Here is a 25123-nt window from a genome sequence, read left to right as displayed (position 1 = left end):
ACTTCGTGTCTGGTCAGTATCCGTTGCTATGTTCATGAGTAGGACACACCTGCACGTTATCGTCGCAGCGGTTAAACAGGCCAGCGTGCTGAGCCATGACCTGATCAGCTTTCCACTTCTTCTATGGATTCAACAAGTCTGGGGCTGAATGTAGTATCTGTTGGCAGTGAATCAACGCCCGGCTACTTTTCACTGCCCGTAATGCTTACTCATCGTGGCCTTATAACTGCGTGTGTCCATCCACCTGACAAACAGGTTAAAATTCTGTTCAAACCATGAGTGAGCAGTAAACCACATGGGAATTTCACATTGAAATAAATCCATAAAAATATTTTAAATCAAGTAGTTAACATTGAAATTCGCATGGGAATTTCATTCTGCTTTCAGACCCAGATATGTGAGATGCAAAACAGGGAAAGGGCAGGGGCTTGCGGCATTTCACCCGCTGCCTTTTAGCTGATCCCCTGTAAAAGCAGAACAAGAGGCAATAAGATCATACCACCCGGCCTGTACAACTTTTTATTGAAAACAGAAAAATGTTGCACAAAGCATTCATAAATGTACACTGGCGAAATTAATTGTCAGTGGAGCGGATGATGAAAAGTAACTACGGTGGAGTGGATGAAACAGCGCGCAGAGCGAATGCTATGTTGCGCAGTATGAGTGATGACATTATCGATAAGCGCCAGGAATTCGGTCTCGATCAGTTCTATCAGACGTTCACACGTAATGCCGTGGCCAACCTGCCTAAGCTCAGCCGCCGTGCTGTTGAGCAGGCCATTGAAGAAATGGAATCCAAAGGGCATGTATTTGGCAAAAAGGATGCCGGTAATGCGAAACATTACGCGCTGACTGTTCAGGACGTTGTTGATATCTACGCTCACCGGAAGGTGCCAAAATACCGCGACATCCATAAGGGCGAAGGCCCGTTTGTGATTTTCGTCGTCAATCTCAAGGGTGGGGTTTCCAAAACGGTCAGTACCGTGACGCTTGCGCATGGATTACGCGTTCACCCTGACTTACTGCAGTATGATTTGCGCAATCTGGTTATCGATCTGGATCCGCAGGCATCCAGCACCATGTTCCTGAATCAGGCAAACAGCATCGGGTCAATTGTGGAAACCGCCGCTCAGGCCATGCTGAATGATCTTGATGCGCAACAGCTCAGAGAACAAATCATCAAGCCAACCATCATTCCGGGTGTGGATATTATTCCGGCTTCCATTGATGATGGGTTTGTGGCCAGTCAGTGGGATCGCCTGGTTCAGGAACACCTGCCCGGCGTGTTGCCTTCTGAAGTCCTGCGCCGAAACATTATCGACAGGGTGGGAAGCGACTATGATTTCATCTTTGTCGACACCGGGCCTCATCTTGATGCATTCATGCTTAATGCCATTGCGGCAAGCGATCTGCTTCTCACGCCAACACCGCCCGCGCAGGTGGACTTCCACTCAACCCTGAAATATCTCACCCGCTTACCCGATATGCTGGAGCAGCTGGAAGAGGAGGGGATTACACCGCGTATAAAAGGAAATATCGGCTTCATGTCCAAGATGACGTCCAAACGTGATCATGAGATGACGCACGGGCTGGCCCGGGACGTGTTTACGTCTTACATCCTGGACGCCACGCTGCCCCGACTGGATGGGTTTGAGCGCTGCGGGGAAACGTTCGACACCATCGTCAGTGCTGATCCACAGTCATATCCGGGCAGTTCAGAAGCGCTTAAAAATGCCAAACGTGAAGCCGAACGCTTTACTCAGGCCGTGTTTAAACGGATTGAGTTTGTCAGAGGGATGCAATAATGAAAGAACTGAAGAAAATGGGACGCACCCTGGGTAACTCCAGCTTCAGCAAAATGCTGAGCGAAACGGAAAGTGCCCGTACGTTTACCCTTAAATCCGGTGCCACCGCGCGGTTTACGCTTACCAAGATTCTGCATGATGACATCGAAACGCAGACTTACGTGGATGCCACGATTAACGGCCGCGATCAGGCCTTTTTAACTGAAGAATCCGTCAGCGATATTTCACGCACCATTAAACTGCAGCAGTTCTTTCCGGCTATTGGCCGTGAGGTAGACGGGCGTATTGAAGTCCTGGACGGTTCACGCCGCAGGGCCGCGTGCCTTTACAGCGGTATGCCATTTGAAGTGTTAGTGACGAAAGATGAGCTGTCGCTTTCAGACGCCCGGCAGCTGGCCATCGACATTCAGACGGCAAAAGAGCACACACTGCGTGAACTGGGTAATCGCCTTAAGCTGATGTACCCGGAGCATATGAATCAGTCTGACATTGCTGCTGCGGAAGGGCTGTCGCCGGCAAAAGTCACGCGTGCTTTTCAGGCGGCGTCGGTACCCGATGAAATGATTGCGGTCTTTCCCTCCGTCGGCGAGCTCTCTATTAACGACTATAAGACCTTACTGGATATTGCAGAGAAAGCGGCGAGCAGGCAAATCAGTGTCCAGGAACTGGCTGAGGGCGTGCGTGAACGTATTGCGCATGATGCGCTCACTGAGCACGATGATCCGGCTGTTAAGGCAAAGATTATTGGTTACTTTCGTGCAGCCAGTGCTGAACCTAAGTCAGCGCGTGATGTGAAGAAAGTTGTGACCGAAAAAATAGCGGAATTCAGCGATAAAAAGCAGTTTGCGCGGAAAAAAACGGACGCCGAAAAGCGCCTTGTGACGTATGAGTTTTCGCGTCTTCCTGCGGCCTGGCAGGCAGAGCTGGATGATGCGGTGAAAGCCGTAATTGAAAAGATGCTCGCAAAATAATTTTCAATCCAGCGTGAAAGAGAAGGGGAGTTACTCCAGTGAGTATCTCCCCTTTTTATTGGATACCCACCAAAAAACCTCTCTAACCTGCTGTTATATCTCGCCAATCTGGGAAGATTTCAACCTGAAATTCCCATCCCTGAATATCCTGTTTCTGCACAGCATAGCATTCACCGTTGACTCAACAGCACAATCTGCCTGGCCCTGAATCCTCAACGTTCAGCTTAGAGAGAATCATCGATCAAACATGCAGGAGTGATAGGGAAACTCACAATGACCATTTTAATGGCGTTACACCATTCAAGACGCCATATGGTCTGTTAACTGGAACCGCTGTTCGTTGTCCACAGCTTGAATGATAGGAGAAGGGATATCTGTCGCGTCTCAATGTACAACTTAATGGAAAGATCTTGTCCGATCGTTGTGATGGCCGTGCAGGTAACGTTACTTTCTATATCTTACAGGCCTGTGCAAAAAACATACTGACAAGCCTGATAAAATAGAAATGTTATTTAATAACAGTTGCTTAAAATATAAGTGGGAGCATTTTTGGCATACTTTTTAGCAGTCCTATACGACTAAGGTTTTATATGCGAGCATAATTTTGGCTCCTCTTCCTGTGACATTACTGCTGAGTAATCGTTTAAGAGGGAATGTATGACGAACTGGTAGTGAGCACACAACACCTCAGACAATTTCAGAGAGGTCTCTCATCACATTTCTTTTCATAGAGTGAGGGTGATACCCCATAGCACCTCAAGGCTTTTACCAGTACATAAATGCAGGCTGATAAAGAGTGGTCTACAGCGACGGTTTATCTGCAGCAGAGATCGGCTGTAAATGACCCGTTGATGATGGCGCGGGTATACCTGTTAAGCAAAAAGCCCTTAGAGTTATCCACTTATCCACGCGATAGATCCCAATAAATTGATCCTAATGAGATCCTTTATAGATCCCAAAGAGATCCCCGATCGCCGCAGGCCGCACCAGCTCTGGCCTGAAGAGGGGTCCGCATAAGCTATAACAAGTAAAATATAAGCTATACAGAGATCACAATAAGCTATAGAAAGTAAAATATAAGCTGTAATTAGGAAAACACATAAGCTATAGTGAGTTTATCGCTCATTTCCCGTTTTGATTGTGGATAACTAATCTGATTGCCTGTCAGAGGGTTACTTCGATCATTGGCGAGTTGTTATCTAACAATTCACAATCCGGATCGGTTGATCATGCTCAACGATCCTCTGAAACGTGTGCAGGAACGCTTGTGGCCAGCGACAATCTTGACTTAACAAAGCTTTTTGAAGAAAAAGACACGAAATCCGGGGAAATCGTAACCCTGACGCCGAATGCCAATAATACCGTGCAGCCGGTGGCACTGATGCGCCTGGGCGTATTTGTCCCTACGCTTAAGTCGTTAAAAAACAGCAAGAAAAACACCTCTTCAACAACCGATGCGACCGAGGAGTTGACGCGTCTGTCACTTGCGAAAGCGGAAGGTTATGAAAAGGTTGAGATAGTCGGCCCGCGCCTGGATATGGATAATGATTTCAAGACCTGGGTCGGGATCATCCATTCCTTTGCAAAGCACAAAGACAAGGTCATTGGCGACAAGGTACAGCTCTCATTTGTAGAGTTTGCCAAGCTCTGCGGCATTCCCTCAAGTCGCTCCTCAAAGCAGCTCAGAGAGCGTATCAGCCCGTCTTTGAAGCGTATTGCCAGCACTACCATCTCTTTCTCTTCAAAAAGCGGCGACGACGCAAAAGAATACATCACGCATCTGGTCCAGTCTGCTTTTTACGATACCAAAAAGGACATTGTTATCCTGCAGGCTGACCCGAAGCTTTTCGAGCTCTACGAGTTTGATCACAAGGTGTTACTGCAGCTTAAGGCGATCAACGCGCTTAAACGCCGTGAGTCCGCTCAGGCGCTCTATACCTACATCGAAAGCCTTCCCAAGAACCCGGCCCCTATCTCCCTGGCGCGCCTTCGCGAAAGGCTGAATCTGCGTTCTCCTGTGTTTTCGCAGAACCAGACAGTGCGCCGTGCGATGGAGCAGCTCAAAGAGATTGGTTATCTGGACTATAGCGAAGTTCAGAAGGGACGCAGCGTCTACTTCCAGGTGCATAATCGTTATCCAAAGCTCAGAGCGCCCAAGACGGAGCAGCTGGAAGCACCGAAGGCAACAACGAAAACAAAAGAGCCACTCGATCCGCAACTGCAGGAAAAGATTGAACTTCTGGATAAGCTCGGTATTTCACTTCAGGATCTGGAGAAGATTTTTAAGTCTCAGTGACACATAAGCTGTGATGAGTGGTTCTCTTATCAGGAGAGCAAAGAATTAATGAGGCTGTAAGTACAGTCTTATAGTAACTCTCTGAATTTTATTGGTTTTAGAAAAAACCACTCACTACAGCTTAGGTCTGTGGCACAAAGGGCGCGTTTTACTCCTTATAGCTTATATCTATGCGCTGAGGAGCCGAGGTCGCTCACTATAGTTTATATAACCTCTCCCTCTGAAGATTCTTACTCACTACAGTTTATAAAGAACGCAAATTACCGCTTATTCCACTCACTACAGCTTATGCAGTAATGGCGAGTAGCTGATTACTCACTACAGCTTATGACTAACAAGTCAGAGTCTTTCTTATCTGATCTTATCCTGCTGATTTTTAATGGTTTATATGCCTTTCCGGCTTCACCGCTATGAAATAGCAGAACTCACATCACTCCCTATAGCTTATGTTTACTCACTATAGCTTATGATCCTGCCAGAATAGTCACTCTCTGCAGCTTATATAAGCTATAGAGAGTAAAAGCACACGTTAAACACCCCATAGCAGCACACGGACGTAAGGTCTTTTGCGAGGCTTTTTATGGTTTTCAGCAGGAAGGAATTTCTGGTGTGAAGCGATAAAAACAGGAGTTGGTATCTTGCTTAATGAGTCGGCACTTTAAAAGAGACCTCGTCATGAGGAACTATTCATGCAGGATCATTCCTGAAGCCAAGGTTTTTTTCCGGCTAACGTCATGAACATTGCTGCTGCGCTCCCGCCAGGCTTATTGACTGAAACAGTATCAAAAGCCAGAACAACCGTTCAGCTCGACAGTTCACCTTGTTAGCAGTGCTCAGGAAGCTGACGGTAATGAGAGGATATGACCTGCTCCCCGTTGATTAATACACCGCGATGTTAGTTATGTCTTCATAAGCCACATGAGGACATCCCCATGAAGAAGCGTTTTTCCGACGAACAGTTCATCAGTATTCTCCGCGAGGCTGAATCCGGCGTTTCTGCCCGGGAACTCTGCCGTAAGCACGCTATTTCCGACGCCACGTTTTATACCTGGCGTAAGAAGTATGGCGGCATGGAGGTGCCTGAGGTTAAGCGCCTGAAGTCACTCGAGGAAGAGAACGCCAGACTCAAGAAGCTGCTCGCCGAGGCCATGCTGGATAAGGAGGCGCTTCAGGTGGCTCTCGGGCGAAAGTACTGACGACAGACCAGAAGCGCGAAGTCGTGGTGTTGATGTGTGATGCGACCGGTCTGTCGCAACGTCGTGCCTGCAGACTCACAGGTTTGTCCCTGTCGACCTGCCGCTATGACGCTCAGCGTCCGGCGGCTGATGCCCGTTTATCAGGGCGCATTACTGAACTGGCACTGGAGCGCAGGCGTTTTGGCTACCGCCGCATATGGCAGTTACTGCGCCGTGAAGGGCTTCTGGTTAATCACAAGCGCGTGTACCGCCTTTATCATCTGAACGGACTGGGCGTTAAACGCAGACGTCGTCGTAAAGGGCTTGTAACAGAACGTCTGCCGCTGCTCCGCCCGGCGGCGCCCAACATGACCTGGTCGATGGATTTCGTCATGGATGCGCTGGCTACTGGTCGCAGGATCAAGTGTCTTACCTGCGTCGATGACTTCACAAAGGAATGCCTGACGGTCACTGTTGCCTTCGGGATTTCAGGCGTGCAGGTCACGCGTATTCTGGACAGCATTGCGCTGTTTCGCGGCTATCCGGCTACGATAAGAACCGATCAGGGCCCGGAGTTTACCTGCCGCGCGCTCGATCAGTGGGCCTTTGAGCATGGAGTGGAGCTGCGACTTATCCAGCCCGGCAAGCCGACACAGAACGGATTTATTGAGAGTTTTAACGGACGCTTTCGCGATGAATGCCTGAATGAACACTGGTTCAGCGACGTCAGTCATGCCAGGAAAACCATCAGCGAATGGCGTCAGGATTATAACGAATGTCGTCCGCACTCCACGCTGAATTATCAGACGCCGTCTGAATTTGCAGCGAGCTGGAGAAAGGGTAATTCTGAGAGTGAAGGATCCGACATTACTAACTGAGTTTTGTATTTAATCCTGGGGGCAGGTCAGTTGATGCAGCTTAAGACGTTCCCGGAACAGATAATTATACTTACACTGCGATTGAATAATTATCAGAAGCGAAGCGCCTTTCAGATGACAAGACTGTACTGGTACAGAAACTGTTTTTCACTTTTAAGGATGATTTAAGTTTTCGCGGTCATCATGCGTGAAATAGGTTGACCGGGAAACCGACCATGACTGACACCTTTACCAAATTAAAAACCAAAGTGCCACAGGCCACCTTGTTGTTTTGGGTGCTAAAAATGATGTCAACCACGGTAGGTGAAACTGGGGCTGACTGGATTAATTTTGGACTGGGATTTGGCCTGACGGGCACCTGCCTTATTTCTGCATTGCTGTTTTTGCTGGTGCTGCTATTTCAGGTGCGAGCGACACGCTATATCCCATGGTTGTACTGGCTGACGGTGTTAATGGTGAGCATTAGCGGAACGTTACTGACCGATTTTTTAACCGATCAGCTTCAGGTGCCGTTGCTCTATTCGGTGGCAATGTTTGGTTCGGGCCTGGTGATGGTGCTGATGTTTTGGCATCGCACCGAAGGCACGCTGGCCTTCTCTTCAATCAATACCAAAGGCCGGGAACTCTATTACTGGCTTGCCATTATGATTACCTTCGCATTCGGTACGGCACTGGGTGATGCGTTGGCAGAGAGATTGTCTCTGGGCTATGTCACCACAACCCTGCTGTTCGCCGTGTTAATTGCTGCGAGCTCCGTGCTCTGGCGCGTTGGCAAACTCAGCAGCGTCACCTGCTTCTGGACCGTGTATGTCCTGACGCGCCCGCTTGGCGCTTCCCTCGCCGATCTGTTTTCCCAACCGATTAAAGAGGGCGGGTTGGGCTATGGCACCACGCCCGTCAATATTATTTTCCTGCTGGCGATGGCGATATTAATCGGCGCATCTACGGTCTATGGCCACTCATCGCGCCAGATGTCCAAACTTTAAAAACCTGGAATGAAAGCATGCTTCAACATCTGATGGATTATCTCTCTGGCAGCCACCTGATTGCATTGGTGAATGCCGATCCTTTATGGGTAGTGGCAATAGTCGCGTTGGTTATTTTGTGTGAAACCGGGTTGGTGATCGTCCCGTTTTTACCGGGAGATTCGCTGCTCTTTACTCTGGGCGCCTTTTTACCGACAACAACACTTTCTCCCATCTTGATCGTTGCGCTGCTTACCGCTGCGGCTTTTGTTGGGGACACGCTTAATTACCATGTGGGTAAAGGTGCCGTTGGGCGCTTTATTCTCCGACGACAGTGGCTGAAAACGCAGCATCGTGAAAAAACTGAGACCTTCTTTCGCAAGTACGGCGCAGCCACCGTATTTATTGGTCGCTTCGTACCCATTGTTCGTACTCTCGCCCCTTTCATTGCTGGCCTTTCTGCCATGCCTCGCAAGACATTTTTACTGTGGAACTTCACCGGCGCGTTGACCTGGTGCGGCAGTTTTATTGCACTGGGTTATTTGCTCGGTGATCTGGCTTGGGTGCGCGATCACCGTGAGTGGCTGGCGTTGGGCATCATCGGCGTTTCGCTGTTGCCGGTGCTGACAGCGGTGTTCCGCCCCGCACAGCAGGAAGAGTGATGAGAGTGCTGCTGGTGGAGGATGACCGCATGATCGGAGACGCGGTGTACGCCGCGTTGAAAGATGCGGCCTATGCAGCTGATTGGGTGCGTGACGGTGAGCAGGCGCTGCAGAGCCTTGCAACTCATAGCTACGATTTGGTGTTGCTCGATCTGGGCTTACCGCGTCGAGACGGGGTGGAAGTGCTCAGGCAACTGCGCCAGCAAGGAAATCAGGTACCTCTGCTGATCGTCACCGCCCGCGATGCACTGGAGGATCGCTTGAAGGGGCTCGATGCGGGTGCGGATGATTACGTCCTTAAACCCTTCGCCATGAGTGAGCTGTTGGCGCGTGCCCGGGCGGTGATGCGCCGTAAAGCGGGGAATGCCTCGCCGCTGATGAGCAACGGCATGCTGTCGCTCGATCCCGCAACCCGGCAGGTCTGCCATCTTGCCCGTGATGAAGCCCATACCTTGTCAGGCCGTGAATACGCGCTACTACAGGCGCTGTTGGCGCAGCCAGGCCAGATATTTTCCCGCGGCGAGTTGGAAAGCAAAATCTACGGCTGGGGCGAGGAAATTGAGAGCAACGCGATTGAGTATTTCATCCACTCGCTACGTAAGAAACTCGGCAGTGATGCGATCCAAAATGTGCGAGGCGTGGGATGGAAAGTCTCAAAAGGCGCTTGAGTGAGTCAGTGCAGTTGCGGCTTTCACTGGTGTTGTGTGTAGCGGTGGGCAGTATTGCGCTCCTGAGCGGCGTGCTGGGTTTTCTTTCGGCCTGGGATGAAGCGCATGAGTTGCAGGATTCGTCGCTGCAGCAGATCGCCAGCCTCGCGAAAGAGGGGATGTTGACGCCACGCAGCAGCAACTTCATCAGCCCACCCCTTCAGGATGAAGCCGCTTCACGCATTCTGGTGCACTTTACTCTTCCTGCTGCGGCACCCTCAGCTGACTTTCCGCTGCCAGCCCGTCCAGAACCGGGTTTTCACACCCTGAATATTCATCAGCGAAGCTATCGCGTGCTGATTGAGGACATGCCCGGTGGTGTACAGGTGGCCGTGGCGCAGCTTGCCTCGGTGCGTGAAAGTGTGGCGCTGTCATCTGCGCTGCGCACCCTGGTGCCGTTTGGCATCCTCTTTCCGGTGCTGTTGTATCTGGTGGCCGATTTGGTGAAGAAGATATTCCGGCCGATCCGCCAACTGGCGGCAGAGGTTGACCAACAGCGTGACAGCGCGCTGGTGTCACTGGATAGCGCCAGCATTCCGCGTGAAATCCGACCTTTTATAAAAGCCATCAACCGCCTGTTACAACGATCTTCAGATTCGCTTGCGCTACAGCGACGTTTTGTTGCTGACGCGGCCCACGAACTGCGATCCCCATTGACGGCCTTGATGTTGCAGGCAGAGCGACTGGGCGGCAGCGAACTGCCGCAGGAGAGTCAACAGCGTTTACGCGCGCTACGCGCCGGAATGGAACGCGCAACCTGGTTGGTTGAACAGTTGCTGACACTGAGCCGGGCGCAAAGTGGGGAAGCGGTAGCGCTGCCAGCCATTGAGCGCACCTCGGTGTTTACGGTGGTCAAGCAGGTGATTTCGGATCTGCACCCCTTAGCTGAAGAGAAAAAGCTGGACTTGGGGGTGCTGAACGCCAGTGACGCAGAGGTAATGGCGCGTCCCGCCGATCTTTATACCGTGCTGCGTAATCTGCTGCACAACGCCATTCAGTACACGCCGAGCGGCGGAGGCATTGATGTTGCCATTGAACGGCACGCCAGTCGGGTGCTGATCACCGTTGAAGATTCCGGCCCGGGTATTCCCACGGATAAACACCAACGCGTGTTTGATGCTTTTTATCGCATAGAGGGCAGTGACGCTAATGGCTCAGGTTTAGGGTTATCGATTGTCAGTGCGATGTTGATGCGGATGCAGGGCGAGGTGACGTTATCTGCAGCGACACGTTTTTCCTCAGGATTACAGGTGCGGGTTTGCCTGCCAACGGTTTAATTATCTACAAGGAGATAGGTATGTTTCTGACGTCCGAGAGCGCGGAAAATATTAATGATAGGGTTTTTCTACTGCTTAATGCGCCAGCACAGACTTCGTCAGCAATGCTTCATTTCGGCAATGTCTGTGCGACCTGGCTCATATTGATTTATCCGCTGGCGTTGTTGATCTATTGGTTTAGTTTTAACCGGAAAAAACAGCAGGTCGCGTTATTAGCGTTGGTGACGTCATTCATCGCATTGAGTATTAATGTGCTGATAGGGGATTTTTTCCCGCATCCGCGCCCTTTTATGGTGCCCATCGGCCACACTTTTATTGCTCACGTTGCAGATGCTTCGTTCCCGAGTGACCATATGACGTTGGCATGTGCGATTACGTTTAGTTTATTGCTGAGTCAACGGCTAATTTCTGGCGTGGTGTTGTTATGTGTCAGTCTTTTTATTGCCTGGGGCCGAATTTATATGGGCGTGCATTTCCCTGCGGATATGTTGGGCTCTGCGCTGGTGGCCTTGTTCTGCGCATGGGCAGTGAAGCAATCTGAATACTTGCTGACGCCGCTGTTTAACAGACTCTGCGATCTGAATGTTTTTGTATTAGGTCGTTTAAAGCTGATCCTCGTGAAGCATTAATTTACTGGTGATAATACTCATGCGATTTTTACGCAATCCCTATATTGTGCTGGCGATCTGCTGTGCGTTATTTTTTACTATTCCACTGTTTGCATGGGGAGTACACTGGCGTTGGAATGCCAACGATCAATCATCGTTATTAATCTGGTTCTATTTGCTGACGCAGACGGTGAGTAGACCCTTTGGCATCATCACGTCCGGGATATTGCTCTTCGTGCTGATGTACGCGTTAAACATTCGCAAGGGAGAGTGGCTTAAATTTACGTTAGTCGTGCTGTTGCCGGTAATCGTCGGCCAACTGGCGGTGAGTGAAATCAAGAAAACCAACCAGGAGCCGCGCCCTTTTGTCGTGTGGCTCAGCCAAACGGACAGTGAAATAGATCGTCATTTTTTTCAGGTTGATGCTGCCCAGCGGCAGCAGCTCATTACCCAGCATCTGGCGAATAACCGGCAGATCCCTGACTGGCAAAAACAATACTGGCTTCAGCAGGTTGATTCAGCATTCCCTTCCGGGCATACCGTGTTCGCCGCGACCTGGGGATTGCTGGCTGCGGCGCTGTTGATGGCTCGGAAGAGATGGTTACTGGCGAGTGTCATTGTGCTGTGGGCGTGTGGTGTGATCGTCAGCCGTTTGGCGCTGGGTATGCACTGGCCCGGCGACCTTTTTACCTCAATTATGATTGCGCTCTATTTGAGTTTGCCCGCGTTGTGGTGGTGGCTGCGTCCGCGGGCGGTATGAAAGCCACCCCAGCTAATGCATGCTGGGGTGGCCGTTATCGCATCCTATTATTGCTGCTGATAGACCGGTGAATGTACCGATTTATCGGTCAGCGGATGCAGGTTGTTATCATTATCAAAGTGGCGAGGTTGATCCTCGTCACCCATATTGATTTTTTTCTCTCCTAAATCGAAGGGATAATTCTCGTACAGCTTATTGGGTGTGCCAGGATGCCAACTGGCAGGCGTTAATAGCCACGTATTCGCCGTACGTTCCACACCGATATTGGCTTCTACCTGCGTGACGGCCAGCAGAGAAACGGCGGCTACCAGCATCATCACTAATTTCTGTTTCATATATTTCACCTCGTGGGTAAAAGGACTGTTGTGTTGACAGTCCTATTTTCTCACTGTGACGGTGACCAGACACAAACCCGAAGATGACAATTTTGACAGGGAAATATTATTGTGGAAGGGAAAGGGTAAACGTACTGCCTTTACCTGGCGTGCTGATTACAGCGACTTTTCCACCGTGTAACTCTGCGATGGTTTTCACAATCGCTAAACCTAAGCCGGTATTTTCCGTGCTGGTACGTGAAGCATCAACACGATAAAAACGATCGAATAAAAAGGGAATATGCTCAGGCGAAATACCTTCACCATTATCTTCGACGCTAAAATGAAGCCAGCTATTTTCTCTTATGACACGCAGACTAATTTTCCCGCCAGCAGGGGTATAATGCAGCGCGTTAGAGAGCAGATTAGCCATGGCGCGCTGAAAATGCAGGGGATCGGCCAGAAATAACGCCTCACCCTGATGCGTTAACGTAATATTTTTCTCTTCAGCCAGGATGTCGTAAAAACCAATCAGGCGGCAGAATTCACTGGCGCTATTCAGTCGCTCTTTTTTCAGAGGCTCGCGGCTGTTATCAGCGCGCGCCAGAAACAGCATTGAGGAGACCGTACGCGACAGGCGCTCACCCTCCTCAACAATCGCTTCCAGCGTCTCCTGATAGTCTGCTGAGCTGCGCGGCTGGTTTAAGGTCACGCTGGCTGCGGAAATCAGATTATTAATCGGTGCGCGCAACTCATGCGCGAGGTCGGAAGAAAAGCGGGTCAGTTGGGCAAAAGACGCTTCCAGCCGCGTCAGCATACTGTCGAAAGAGGAGGCTAACACCACTAACTCTGATGGCCAGCGTTCTGTTGCCAGGCGCGTGTGTAACTCTTCAACGTTAATCGTTTCGATTTGACGACTGATCACCCTTAACGGACGCAATCCTCTGCGCGCTAATCCATATCCACAAGCGGCAAACAACAGAATTGCCAGTGCAGCGGCAATTTGCATACGTGCCCAATAATTCTCGATGATCTCATTGTTACGCGAAACATTCAGTGCCGCTTGCACCGTCCACAACTCCTGATCTTTCAGGGTAAACGTAGTGGCAGTAATCAAATACTTTTCATGTGACTCGCCATCATGATGCTTCCAGCCAAGGTAGTTAAAATCAGCGGTTGGGGCAGGGTAAACGTCTTGTGGCACGCGCATGTTTTGCGACTGTGACCAGACTTTCCCGTCAGGACTGATGATGCGCAGCGAGAGCCGATCCTGCTCGGCAATAAACTCGAATAACTCCTTTTGCCACTGTTCCTGCGGTCCTTGTCGCTCACTGATGGTACTGGCAATCTCTTTCTGGAACTGCAATGTGCTCCGCAACTCATTGACATCTTTACTGTTCAACTGGTCGCGCAGCGCCTGATACAGCAAACCCGACACGCTATACAGCACAATGGCCATCGCCAGTGAAAAGAACAGCGTGAGACGAACGGTTATTGGGACGTTACGGGGTATCAGCATGCTCTTTCTCTTCTAATACATAGCCGGCACCGCGAATGGTATGCAGCAGCTTGACGGGGTAATTATCGTCAATTTTGCCGCGTAAACGGCGGATCGCCACGTCAATGACGTTGGTTTCGGGATCGAAATTCATGTCCCACACTTGTTCCGCTATCACGGTACGAGACAGCACTTCGCCGCTGCGTCGCATCAACAGGCTGAGCAATAAAAACTCCTTTTGTGTCAGCTCGATGCGATTCCCTTCACGGGAGACTTTGTGTTTCACCACATCCAACACCAAGCCGCCAATCTGCAACTGCGATTCGTCACTGCTCATGACAGCGCTGGGCGTCTGGCGACGCAGAATCACCCGTGCGCGTGCCAGCAGCTCGCTAAATGAAAAAGGTTTAATCAGATAATCTTCTGCACCCAATTCCAGCCCTTTGACCCGGTCTTCCACATCGTCACGGGCAGTCAGAAACATCACCGGTGTGGCGCGGTCGGCCTGTCGCGCCATCTCCAGCAGCTTCCAGCCATTAATCCCCGGCAACATCACATCCAGGATCGCCAGGTCGTAATCGTGCGTCAGCAGCAGGTGCAAACCATCGATACCGTTAGCGGCGACATCCACGACAAAGTCATTCTCGCGCAGCCCTTTGGCAATGTAATCTGCCGCCATTTGCTGATCTTCTACCAATAACAGTCTCATGATTCCTCCGTCGCATGGGTGAGGGTGTCCAGACGTGCGCCAGTACGGTCAAACAACAGGTAAAGCACCGGCGTAATAAACAAGGTAATGAATTGCGAGAACACCAGCCCACCGACGACTGCCACGCCCATCGGCTGGCGTAGTTCAGCACCCGCGCCCCAGCCACAGGCAATGGGAAGCGCACCCATAACGGCGCACAGGGTGGTCATCATGATCGGACGGAAACGCTGGAGGCAGGCTTGGGTAATCGCGTCATGCGCACTCAGCCCCTGTTCGCGCTGTGCTGATAAGGCGAAATCAATCATCATGATGGCGTTCTTTTTCACGATGCCGATTAGTAGCAGGATGCCAATCATGGCGATGAAGGTCAGATCCAATCCCATTAGCCTTAACGCCAGCAAGGCACCCACCGCAGCGGAGGGTAAACCGAGCAGAATGGTAACGGGGTGAATCCAGCTCTCATACAGCATGCCGAGAATCACATAGATCACCGCCAGTGCCAGCACGATCAACCAGACCTGACTGCTCTGCGACTGCTGGTAAAGTGCAGCTTGTCCGGCATATTGGCCAAAGACCGTGGCAGGGAGATGGATGGCGCTCTCCGCTTGGCTGATCGCCTGCGTGGCATCAGACAGTGATTTACCGGGTGCAAGGTCAAAAGAGAGGGTGATGGCGGGTAATTGCCCCTGGTGATTGACGGCCGTGACGCCCTGCACGCGGCTGATATGCGTGAAGGTGGACAATGGCAGCAGATCGCCCGCAGATGAGCGCACGTAGATTTGCGACAGATCGCTTTCGTTCTGCCGGAATGGCTGTTGGACTTCGAGGATCACTTCATAGCTGTCCTCTGGCGCATAGATGGTAGAGGCCTGCAAGGTGCCAAAGGCGGCGTACAGATTGCTGCGGATCTGGTCGAGATCGACACCCAGCAACGAAGCTTTATTGCGGTCAATAGTGAGCTGCGCCTGCAATCCGTTGAGCTGGGCATCGCTGTTCACGCCAACAAACACACCGCTTTTGTTCATCTCTGCCATCAGTTGATTAGCGTAGTCGTTCAGGCTCAACCCACTGCTGCTGCTCACCGATTGCAGCGTGTACTGGTAGCTACTTTTTGCCGCACGGCCCCCCACCTTAAAGTTCTGCACTGGACTAAAGAACACCTGAATACCCGGCAAATAGTGTGTTTCTGCGCGCATCTGCTGCAACACCTGCGTCATTGCTGGACGCTGGCTGGCATCTTTAAGGGTGATATTCAACTGCGTGGTATCGTGATCGACTTTAGTGACGAGTGTCGCGACGGCCCCGTCTTTCAACAGCGTGTTGCCGAGTTGGAACGCCACGTCTTTACGGGCGTCGTAAGACATATCCTGTGGCGTATCGATATTCGCCGTGACCTGGCCAATATCCTCTTGCGGGAAGAACCCTTTGGGCGCGCTGATATACAGCCAGGCGGTCAGTGCAACCGTCAGGGCGGCCACCGACAGCGTGACGGCACGGTGATCAACCGCCCACTCCAGACCGCGTGCATAGCACTGGCGAAGGCGTTCAAAAGCCTGCTCGAACACGCGGCTCCACGCCGGTTCAGGTTTATCGTGATGGGGATCGTGACGCATCAGCATCGGCACTAACAGCGGAATAATGGTCAATGATGCCGCGGCGGAGACCAGAATGGCTAACGACACCACCCAGGCGAATTCGTGGAACAGCAGCCCCATGGTGCCGGGCATAAAGAAGATCGGGATAAACACGGCGACCAGCGAGAGCGAGATGGAGATCACCGTGAATCCAACTTCACGCACGCCTTTTAATGCGGCGTGCTTAGGATCCTCTCCCTGCTCGATGTAGCGCATGATATTTTCCAGCACCACGATCGCGTCATCCACCACCAGCCCAACGGCGATGGTCAGGCCCATCAGGGAAATGTTGTCGAGGCTCAGGCCAAAGGCGTACATCAGGCCAAAAGATCCCAGCAGTGAAATCGGTACGCTCAAGGCGGGGATCACGGTGGCACGCACGTGGCGCAAGAACAGCAGAATCACCATGATCACCAACGCAATGGTCAGCAACAGGGTGAGATTGACATCGTGAATGGCGTTGCGGACCGAAATTGACCGATCATTGAGCAACTGCATGTGCACGGAAGCTGGCATTTGCTGCTGTAACTTTGGCAACAGCTGTTTGATGGTATCCAGTGTCGCCACCAGATTTGCGCCAGGCTGGCGGGTAATGCTCAGCACAATCGCGGTGTGGTTATTGACCGCACTGTGGCTCAGGGTGTTTTCAATGCTGTCCTGCACGCTGGCGATATCGGCCAGCCTGACCGGCTGACCATTGCGCGTGGCGACCACCACCTGACTGAAGTCGCTGGCATTGCGCAGATCGCCACGGTTTTGCAGCATCATCATCTGGCGTTTGCCATCCAGTTCACCCACCGGTGAGTTGTCGTTGGCGGCCTTCAGCGCCGTATGCAGCTCTTCCAGCGTCATGTTGGTGGCGGCGAGTTTTACCGGATCCACCTCCACCCGCACTGCATAACGTTTCTGCCCGATGACCGTGACTTCCGCCACCCCTTTGATCATCGACAGCGATGGAGAGATCAGATCATCCGAATAGCGGTTGAGATCGGAGAGCGTCATGGACGGTGAATCCAGACTGATCTGCGCTATCGGCGCATCCGCCGGATTGACCTTGCGAAAGGTGGGTGGCGTGGTCATCTGCGACGGCAGTTTTTTAAGTGACTGATAGAGTGCAGCCTGCACATCGACCGATGCCGAATCGATGTTCACCGAGGGATCGAACTCCAGCACGATGGTGGTCGCCCCTTCGAGGTTGGTCGATGTCATGGTCGCCACCCCCGGTATGGTCGCGAGGTTTTTTTCCAGCGGCGTGGCCACTGAGGAGGCCATGGTTTCCGGGCTGGCACCGGAAAGCGACGCATTGACTTTGATAGTGGGCGTATCAAAAGTGGGCAGCGCCGCAACCGGCAAATGCTGCCAGCACACCGCGCCCGCCACCATCACGGCGACCCATAACAGCAGTACGGCAATCGGCCGTTCTAAACAACGTTCAGTGAAGGTCATGGCTGCATTACCGCCTTATCGATGTTACTGGCAATCTGTACCGTCATGCCAGGGCGCAGATTATTGGCCCCTTCATTGACCACTTTGGTACCATGAGAAAGTCCACTGATCACGGCCATGGATTGCTGCACGCGTAACAACGTAACGGCCTGTGCTTGCGCCTGGTGGTGCGGGTCGATGATGTAAACAAAGTGTCCGTCTGGGCCATTTTGTACGGCCTGTGGCGGCAGGACCACGGCGTCTGGCGTGACACCAGCATCCACTTTGACGTTCTGGAACAGGCCGGGCCACAGTAGATGCTGCTGATTACTGAAATGCGCTTTAAGCGTGATGGTACCGCTGGTGGTGCTGACACTGTTATCAATAAAATCCAGCGTGCCGGAGGTCGGTTTACCGCTGGCATCCTCCACCCAAACCGTTATCGTCCCCTTCGCTTGAGCAGCCAGCACCGGTTTGAGGTCGTTCTCCGGCAGTGTAAAGGCCACGCCAATCGGATCAAACTGGATCAATGACACCAGCGGCAGGGTGCTACCCGGTTGAACCAGACTGCCAGGGTGCACATTCAGCGCGCCCGTTTTGCCGCTGACTGGTGCGGTAATGCGGGTGTATCCAAGGTTGACCTGTGCGGTCTGCACATCCTGCTGCGCTGCCTGGTATTGGGCCTGATACTGCTTCAGGTTGCTTTGCAAGGTATCCCAGTCAGACAATGAAATGTAGTTATTGGCCTTTAACTGACGACCACGTTGCAGATCGTTTTGCGCCTTCACCAGCAAGGCTCTGGATTCACCTGCCGCCGCCACGGCACGATCGTAGGCCGCATGCTGACTGGCATCATCCAGGGTGAAGAGCAGTTGCCCGGCTTTCACGAAATCCCCTTCATGGAAATCCACGCTTTTTACCGTGCCGGTAAGCTGTGCCTGAATATCAACCTGGTTCAACGGAACGACGTGGCCCTGAGTGGTGAGCGTGATCGGCAGCAGTTTGACTGCGGCACTGATCATACTTACCAGCACGGGGGCAGCGGGGGATTTAACGGCAGCATCGGCCTGCTGTTTAGGCCAGAAATACCAGCCGATGCCGCCGATGATCAAGCCGACCATCAGCAGCAGCGTGGGTTTGGATTGAAGAGTCATGGTGCCTCAATTAACGGTTTTATTTTTCACAAGTTTATCGAAGGCCACCGAACAGAAGGGGAAGCGGCAGATGACAAATTTGTCATTTACTGGAATACCGTTGCATCAAGCGGTAAAAAAACGCCACAGCGTGGCGTATTAGCGCGTGAACCAGAGCATCAGGAAACTCACAACGGCGAACAGGCTCAGTGCAACAGAAAAATATTCGTTGGTTGGACGTGAGAAAATTGACTTCATATAGAATATCCTAGTAAGATATTTAAATATTATTGCGAATGAATGTTAATTTAACCTTAAGGGGTTTGAGTGTATAAACAGTTAAGAGACTCTTCGATTCCTGGGGGATAAAGCTCTGATGGATTACTGATTCTTGGTTCGGTTATTTTATAAAGCGGAAATTTTTTATGAAGTCCAGGAGTGAGTTACTAGTAATAATATATTATGGGTTAATGGTTTCGAAGTGACCATTTGAATGATTACATAGTGTTATTTGTTAAAAATAAAATCAAGTCATATTAGTGGTGTAAATGACTGTATTGTAATGTTTCAGTAATTGATTTCGTCACAATCAACAAGCTATAAATAAGAAGAATGTCGGTTAATGGCCGGGTAGAGTGGTTTGAGTTAGTACTTGTGTAAATTTATAAAAAATTGAGATTGATATGAAGCAAGCCATAATTGAAGAAATTAAAGTATGGATTGATCAAAATATTACTGTTGCATTGAAGGTTGAGGATGTGTGAATCGCTACGGATAATCTAGACACTTCTGAGCCGTTGATAATACTGGTTTTCATATTCTGTCGGTGACATCTGATCGCTCGAACCATGCCGACGCTTACTGTTATAGAACATCTCGATGTAATCAAAAATATCACTGCGGGCTTCTTCCCGCGTTCCGTAGATCTTTTTCTTTATCCGTTCGCGTTTCAGCAACTGGAAAAAGCTTTCTGCAACCGCATTATCGTGGCAGTTACCGCGACGGCTCATGCTGCTCTCCAGGCTGTGTGATTTCAGGAACGACTGCCACTCATGGCTCGTGTACTGACTGCCCTGATCAGAGTGAACCAATACCTGTTTTTGAGGATTACGCCTCCACACCGCCATAAGTAATGCGTTCAGGACAATCTCTTTTGTCATGCGGGGCTGCATTGACCAGCCAATAACTTTTCGGGAGAACAGGTCAACCACCACGGCCAGAAATAGCCAGCCTTCGTGGGTTCGGATGTAGGTTATGTCCGTCACCCAACGCTTATCCGGAGCATCCGGATTGAACTGCCGCTGGAGCCTGTTAGGCGACACGATACTGGCTTCTCCTTTACGTGCCCGTGGGCTACGGTACCCAACCTGAGCTTTTATTCCGGCACGCTTCATCAGCCGCAAGACCCGGTTCACTCCGCACTGCTGCCCGGTATCACGCAGATCGAGATGGATCTTGCGATAACCATAGACGCAGCCAGACTCAAGCCAGAACTGTTTGATCTGCCCGGTCAGCATCTGGTCTGCATGGTGACGCTGTGAATGTGGCTGCTGAAGCCAGAAATAAAATCCACTTGGATGTACATCCAGAACCCGACAAAGCAGGCGAACAGGCCAACTACGGCTGTTGTCGCGGATAAAGGCGTACCTCACTCGGACAGCTTTGCGAAGTACGCCGCGGCTTTTTTTAATATGTCCCGTTCGTCGGTAACCCGCTTCAGCTCTTTCTGGAGACGGCGGATCTCGGCCTGAGCATCCGACTGTGCATTATTAGTGGAAGAATCCGGACCGTACTTCTTTATCCAGGCGTAAAGGCTGTGGGTGGTGATATCGAGACGTGTTGCAACGCTGGAAACAGAATGATCACGATCAACAACCTGTTTGACTGCTTCAATTTTAAACTCTTCTGGATAACGCTTACCGCTCATGGGCACCTCTCTTTAAGTCATCTTAAATGACTCTGAGGTGTCTGTTAAACCCGTGGCGATTCACTGTAAAATTGACGGTAAGCGTTTCATGTTTCTCAACGTAATATCATGCCCACGATTATGCCTGACCCGGTGATTTTTCTTGAATAACCGGGTTCAGGACATTTTGTCAGTGAGAAATCGTCTATCTCAAGTATGTCCTTACCACATGCAATCCTTAGTGGTGCAATGGAAATTACAGTTCCGGGTATAAATGACTGTTCACTGGGTAGTACGTTGCATTTCCAGATGATGAGTTTTTTCCCCTCAGAATCAGTGAATGCCCCTGGCCATGGGAAGGACAGGGCACGTACCAGATTGCGTATGTCGTTTGCGCTTGAACGCCAGTCGATATGTCCATCCTCGGGTCTTCGCAAACCATAACTGCTCGCCTGACTCTCATCCTGATCAAGTCCGGTAAGATTCCCTTCATAGAGATCGGTAAACCACACCGGAAGGAGTGTACTGGCAAGTTCCGTAATTTTCCTGTGAAGAGTATGCGCCGTATCATCATTGCTAATGGACACTTTCGTCTGTGCATAAATCGGCCCAGCATCGGGAATATTATTTATTTCATGCAAAGTAATTCCACTTTCTTCATCACCTTTAATTATTGACCAGTTAAGATGAGAGCGCCCTCTGTGTGCAGGAAGCAAAGATGCATGGACGTTATACGCACCGAATTTAGCAGCCTTAACTATCTCATTCGAAAGATAATGCCTGTAAGAAATGGTTATTATATAATCAGGAGAAAGATCATTTATTTTAATGACCCAGGAGGGTTCATTAACATCCTCGGGCCGAAAGACCGGGATTTTATGTTTGTCAGCGAGATCTGTGACGGATTTAAAAAATACATTTTCATTGTTACTATCCTTATGAGTGAAAACCGAAACAACATTATAGCCGCTTTTAATTAATGCGGATAGTCCAGCATAACCCATATCATGGTATCCGAATAATATAACAGTGGGTTTGACTTTTTGAGATGCTTTCATTAAAACCTTCATGTCGTAAAAGATTATAAAAGTCTTTTGATACTATTGGTCGGCAAGAACATGTCAATATAAAATCGTATCCCTAGACCGCGCTTCCATCCAATCGCAACACTTGATACCAGTAGCTACACTCCTTTCTAAACTCATAACGGAGTTCGATATACTATTGAGCTTTTGTTTATCTTCGTAAGCAGGAGAAGAAAGTTGCAGTATCGAAAAATTCGAGCATTTTACAACGATAGTTTAAGAGTCAGTTATTATGTTGCATGCTTGGGCTGTAAAACGCTTAAAATGCAGTTTAAGAATAGATCTACTTCTGACTTAGAAGAAAAACAAAAAAATAAGACGTTTTCTTTTGAAAATATACATTTCAGTTACATGGCACTACTTTTGTTTTTTTGGACCATTCCTGGACTTATAGGTCATGAGCCATGGAAGCCAGATGAAGCTTATTCATTTGGGTTAATATTGAACATTTATGAAACCGGCGACTGGGTTGTACCTATGCTTGCGGGTGAACCGTTCATGGAAAAGCCTCCGATCTATTACATTGTTGCTGCCGTATTTATGGTCCTGCTACATCCTTTATTATCTCTTCCAGATGCGGCTCGCTTAACGTCGGGTTTTTTTATAGTTATAACTAGTTCAATGATTGCCCTTTCAGTCAGAGATACTCTGGGCAAGGGTTACGGCCGTTGGGGAATACTTATTTTTATTTCCTGCTTGGGTGTGGCTGTCCGAATGCACCAGATGATTACCGACACTGCTTTAGTAGCAGGATGCTCGTTCGGTTTATACGGGCTCATTTTATCGCGCAGGCGTTTCATAGCTGGTGGAGTTGTGATGGGGATCGGGGCAGCACTTGGCATGATGTCAAAAGGGCTTCTGGGGCCCGGCCTGTTGTATCTCAGCGCTGCGCTTTGTTTCTTTATATTGGGCAGTTACAGAAAAAAAGCTTTATAAATTCGATTCTGATCGCTTTGGCTGTAACAATGCTGCTTTCTTTCCCCTGGATTTTAGCGCTATGGCATCGTTCCACAGAACTTCTGCACCTCTGGTTCTGGGACAACAACTTGGGGCGCTTCCTGGGTACGAATAATCTGGGTCCCAAAAAGGGGCATTTATTCTATCTTTATACACTATCCTGGTATGCTTTCCCGGCGCTGCCGATGTGCTTACTTTACTTTTTAACCAAAAACCGAAAAGTTCTCCGGGATGGTATCAGTGTAAGCCTGATCTTCTTTATGGTAACTTTTTTTACACTCTCCCTTTCAAGCGATGCGCGTGAACTGTATGCGCTTCCATTATTACTTCCACTGTCAGTTATTGCGGCAGCAGCCGTGCCAATTTCTGTAATTCCTTCGTTCTCCTCTTTCCTGAAGGGGCTTTCTTTTTCATTAATATTACTCCTTATCTTTATTGGCTTGTTGGTTAACCTTCCATTCGCATTTTCGCCTTTAAGGGAGTTTGTAAACTCTTTTGTACCAGGCTACAATCCAGATATTAACCCACTTCTTGTAATTATTTCACTTGCGGCTCCCCTTGCTGTGTTGATTGTAATAATGAAAACCGACTCATCAAAAACACCTACTGTGTTCTATTTTTCGTGTTTAATGACAATTATATGGTCAATCATTATGACTCTTGGCCTTCCTTTAATTGATTATTCTAAACGTTATTCTGATGTTTTTAGTCAGATTCAAATGATTGTGCCTAAAGGCGAGTGCGTAATTAGTCAGGGGCTTGGCGAGCCGCAAAGGGCAATGCTTCATTATTACACTGGCATAAAGACAAGCAGGGTCGAAAATGGTTCTTTAAATGAAAGCTGTCACTACCTACTAAGACAAGGTAAGACAACTACAGAGAAAAAGAGTTTTCATGACCTAATCTGGAGTGGGAGCAGGCCAGGTGAGGAAGATGAGTTTTATGAAGTCTTTAAGACGCATTGAAATTAAAAATTTATTCATTTTGAGTGATTTTACAGTGTGAAGGTGTTGTTAACAACAAAAAACAATAATTGTTTCAAAATGAAAATTAGTCGCAGATTTATATGGATTCCTGTTGGTCAGGAAAAGACGTTTAGGAATCGTTTATGTTTTATGGCGACAATGTCAGGATCATTAAATTAAAACCATCGAATTTATCGAAACAGAATTGCTTCGGATAAAGAATTTAACAGTTTATTTTAGGTAAGGATTTTCATGACTTTTTTGCCTTTTTCACGCCCATCGTTGGGTGAAGAGGAGCTTGTTGCCGTTGAGCGAGTATTTGCTTCAGGATGGATAACGACTGGGGCTCAAAATGCAGAACTTGAAACCGCGTTCTGTAAACTCACCGGTAATCAGCACGCGATTGCCGTCAGCTCTGCCACAGCGGGTATGCACGTTGCACTTATGGCACTGAATATTCAGCCGGGTGATGAAGTGATCACACCTTCGCTGACCTGGGTCTCGACCATAAATATGATCACTTTGCTCGGTGCTACTCCGGTGATGATTGATATTGATCGCGATACGCTGATGGTCACACCTGAGCAAATTGAAGCAGCGATTACTCCTCGCACCCGCGCCATTATTCCGGTGCATTATGCGGGCGCTCCTGCGGATATTGATGCGATTCGCGCTATCGGTGAGCGTCGCGGCATTGCAGTCATAGAAGATGCTGCACATGCCGCAGGTTGTTACTACAAAGGTCAGCACGTTGGCCAGCAAGGTACGGCCATTTTCTCCTTCCATGCCATCAAGAATATGACCTGTGCAGAGGGCGGTTTGATCGTCACCGACGACGCTGAACTTGCCTATCGTATGCGCAGCCTGAAATTCCATGGTTTGGGTGTGGACGCCTATGACCGCCATACCTACGGGCGCAAACCGCAGGCTGAAGTGGTAATGCCGGGCTTCAAATACAACTTGCCAGATATCAGCGCAGCGATTGCGCTGGTGCAGTTAAACAAGCTGGCTGCCATTAATACGCGTCGTGCTGAGATTGCACAGCGTTATCTGGCCGAACTGGCGGATACACCCTTCTTACCGCTCGCTCAGCCTGAATGGTCTCATCAACATGCCTGGCATCTGTTTATCATCCGAGTCGATGAAGCCTCCTGCGGTTTAAGCCGCGACGCGCTGATGGAAACGCTGAAAGCAGAAGACATCGGCACCGGTTTGCATTTCCGCGCGGCACATACCCACAAATATTACCGCGAACGTTATCCGCGACTTTCCCTGCCCAACACGGAATGGAATAGCGATCGCATCTGCTCAATACCGCTTTTCCCAGATATGAGCAATGACGACGTCAGCCGCGTGATCGGCGCATTACGTCATATCGCTGGAGTTTGATTCA

General features: G+C 49.9%; 20 protein-coding genes. 13 read left to right on the top strand and 7 right to left on the bottom strand.

The window, feature by feature from the left end; all coding sequences use genetic code 11:
• Positions 1-596 precede the first annotated feature (596 nt).
• From D8B20_RS21040 to D8B20_RS20995, 10 genes are all read left to right on the top strand, one after another.
• Positions 597-1805 carry an AAA family ATPase gene (locus D8B20_RS21040; RefSeq protein ID WP_065647942.1) on the top strand — a complete coding sequence of 403 codons (1209 nt, stop codon included), beginning with the start codon at positions 597-599 and terminating at the stop codon, positions 1803-1805.
• Positions 1802-2776, top strand: a complete 975-nt coding sequence (locus D8B20_RS21035; RefSeq protein ID WP_145891981.1) for a ParB family protein — start codon at positions 1802-1804, stop codon at positions 2774-2776. The genes D8B20_RS21040 and D8B20_RS21035 overlap by 4 nt, the downstream gene beginning before the upstream one ends.
• Positions 2777-4043: 1267 nt before the next feature.
• Positions 4044-5072, top strand: a complete 1029-nt coding sequence (locus D8B20_RS21030) for a RepB family plasmid replication initiator protein (protein WP_145891980.1) — start codon at positions 4044-4046, stop codon at positions 5070-5072.
• Between the two features lie 932 nt (positions 5073-6004).
• Positions 6005-7125, top strand: a protein-coding gene (locus tag D8B20_RS21025) for an IS3 family transposase (RefSeq protein ID WP_145891978.1) whose coding sequence is annotated in 2 segments (ribosomal slippage) — positions 6005-6263 and positions 6263-7125 — 1122 coding nt in all. Because the reading frame shifts where the segments join, the coding sequence is not laid out codon by codon here.
• Positions 7126-7340: 215 nt separating this feature from the next.
• A complete protein-coding gene (locus D8B20_RS21020) occupies positions 7341-8111 on the top strand; it encodes a COG4705 family protein (protein ID WP_145891976.1) in 771 nt (256 codons plus the stop codon).
• Between the two features lie 17 nt (positions 8112-8128).
• A complete protein-coding gene (locus D8B20_RS21015) occupies positions 8129-8752 on the top strand; it encodes a VTT domain-containing protein (protein ID WP_145891974.1) in 624 nt (207 codons plus the stop codon).
• Entirely contained in the window at positions 8752-9420 is a 669-nt protein-coding gene (locus D8B20_RS21010) for a response regulator (RefSeq protein WP_145891972.1), read from the top strand. The genes D8B20_RS21015 and D8B20_RS21010 overlap by 1 nt, the downstream gene beginning before the upstream one ends.
• Positions 9417-10736, top strand: coding sequence for an ATP-binding protein (locus D8B20_RS21005; RefSeq protein ID WP_186454475.1), 1320 nt, complete (start codon positions 9417-9419; stop codon positions 10734-10736). The genes D8B20_RS21010 and D8B20_RS21005 overlap by 4 nt, the downstream gene beginning before the upstream one ends.
• A gap of 20 nt (positions 10737-10756) precedes the next feature.
• Positions 10757-11365 (top strand): undecaprenyl-diphosphatase, encoded by a 609-nt coding sequence (locus D8B20_RS21000; RefSeq protein WP_145891968.1) that lies wholly within the window; start codon positions 10757-10759, stop codon positions 11363-11365.
• Between the two features lie 19 nt (positions 11366-11384).
• A complete protein-coding gene (locus D8B20_RS20995; protein ID WP_145891966.1) occupies positions 11385-12104 on the top strand; it encodes a phosphatase PAP2 family protein in 720 nt (239 codons plus the stop codon).
• Between the two features lie 47 nt (positions 12105-12151).
• Here D8B20_RS20995 and D8B20_RS20990 read toward each other — a convergent pair whose 3' ends face one another.
• The 7 genes from D8B20_RS20990 to D8B20_RS20960 form a co-directional block, all read right to left on the bottom strand.
• Complete coding sequence (locus D8B20_RS20990) at positions 12152-12439, bottom strand: hypothetical protein (RefSeq protein WP_145891964.1); 288 nt, start codon at positions 12437-12439, stop codon at positions 12152-12154.
• Between the two features lie 106 nt (positions 12440-12545).
• Complete coding sequence (locus D8B20_RS20985; RefSeq protein ID WP_145891962.1) at positions 12546-13937, bottom strand: heavy metal sensor histidine kinase; 1392 nt, start codon at positions 13935-13937, stop codon at positions 12546-12548.
• Positions 13921-14625: a heavy metal response regulator transcription factor gene (locus D8B20_RS20980; protein ID WP_145891960.1), complete on the bottom strand. Its 705-nt coding sequence runs from the start codon at positions 14623-14625 to the stop codon at positions 13921-13923. Before D8B20_RS20980 ends, D8B20_RS20985 begins: the two co-directional genes overlap by 17 nt.
• Entirely contained in the window at positions 14622-17705 is a 3084-nt protein-coding gene (locus D8B20_RS20975; RefSeq protein WP_145891958.1) for an efflux RND transporter permease subunit, read from the bottom strand. The genes D8B20_RS20980 and D8B20_RS20975 overlap by 4 nt, the downstream gene beginning before the upstream one ends.
• Positions 17702-18838: an efflux RND transporter periplasmic adaptor subunit gene (locus D8B20_RS20970; protein ID WP_145891957.1), complete on the bottom strand. Its 1137-nt coding sequence runs from the start codon at positions 18836-18838 to the stop codon at positions 17702-17704. Before D8B20_RS20970 ends, D8B20_RS20975 begins: the two co-directional genes overlap by 4 nt.
• A gap of 758 nt (positions 18839-19596) precedes the next feature.
• A protein-coding gene (locus tag D8B20_RS20965; protein WP_145891955.1) for an IS3 family transposase occupies positions 19597-20744 on the bottom strand; the annotation gives its coding sequence in 2 pieces (ribosomal slippage) (positions 19597-20507 and positions 20507-20744; 1149 coding nt in all).
• A gap of 95 nt (positions 20745-20839) precedes the next feature.
• Entirely contained in the window at positions 20840-21781 is a 942-nt protein-coding gene (locus D8B20_RS20960; RefSeq protein WP_186454473.1) for a formyltransferase family protein, read from the bottom strand.
• Positions 21782-21985: 204 nt separating this feature from the next.
• On the opposite strand from D8B20_RS20960, the gene D8B20_RS20955 reads away from it, so the two are divergent.
• The 3 genes from D8B20_RS20955 to arnB all read left to right on the top strand — a co-directional run bounded on the left by D8B20_RS20955 (position 21986) and on the right by arnB (position 25119).
• Positions 21986-22744, top strand: coding sequence for an ArnT family glycosyltransferase (locus tag D8B20_RS20955; protein WP_145891951.1), 759 nt, complete (start codon positions 21986-21988; stop codon positions 22742-22744).
• On the top strand, positions 22702-23730 hold the full coding sequence (locus D8B20_RS20950; protein WP_145891949.1) for a hypothetical protein: 1029 nt from the start codon (positions 22702-22704) through the stop codon (positions 23728-23730). The genes D8B20_RS20955 and D8B20_RS20950 overlap by 43 nt, the downstream gene beginning before the upstream one ends.
• Positions 23731-23982: 252 nt before the next feature.
• Positions 23983-25119, top strand: a complete 1137-nt coding sequence (arnB, locus tag D8B20_RS20945) for a UDP-4-amino-4-deoxy-L-arabinose aminotransferase (RefSeq protein ID WP_145891947.1) — start codon at positions 23983-23985, stop codon at positions 25117-25119.
• The last annotated feature ends 4 nt before the right edge of the window (positions 25120-25123 follow it).

Source organism: Candidatus Pantoea soli (genome assembly GCF_007833795.1).
Taxonomy (GTDB): Bacteria; Pseudomonadota; Gammaproteobacteria; order Enterobacterales; family Enterobacteriaceae; genus Pantoea; species Pantoea soli.
Note: the sequence above shows the minus strand (reverse complement) of the source record. Positions and strands in the feature narration are given on the sequence as shown.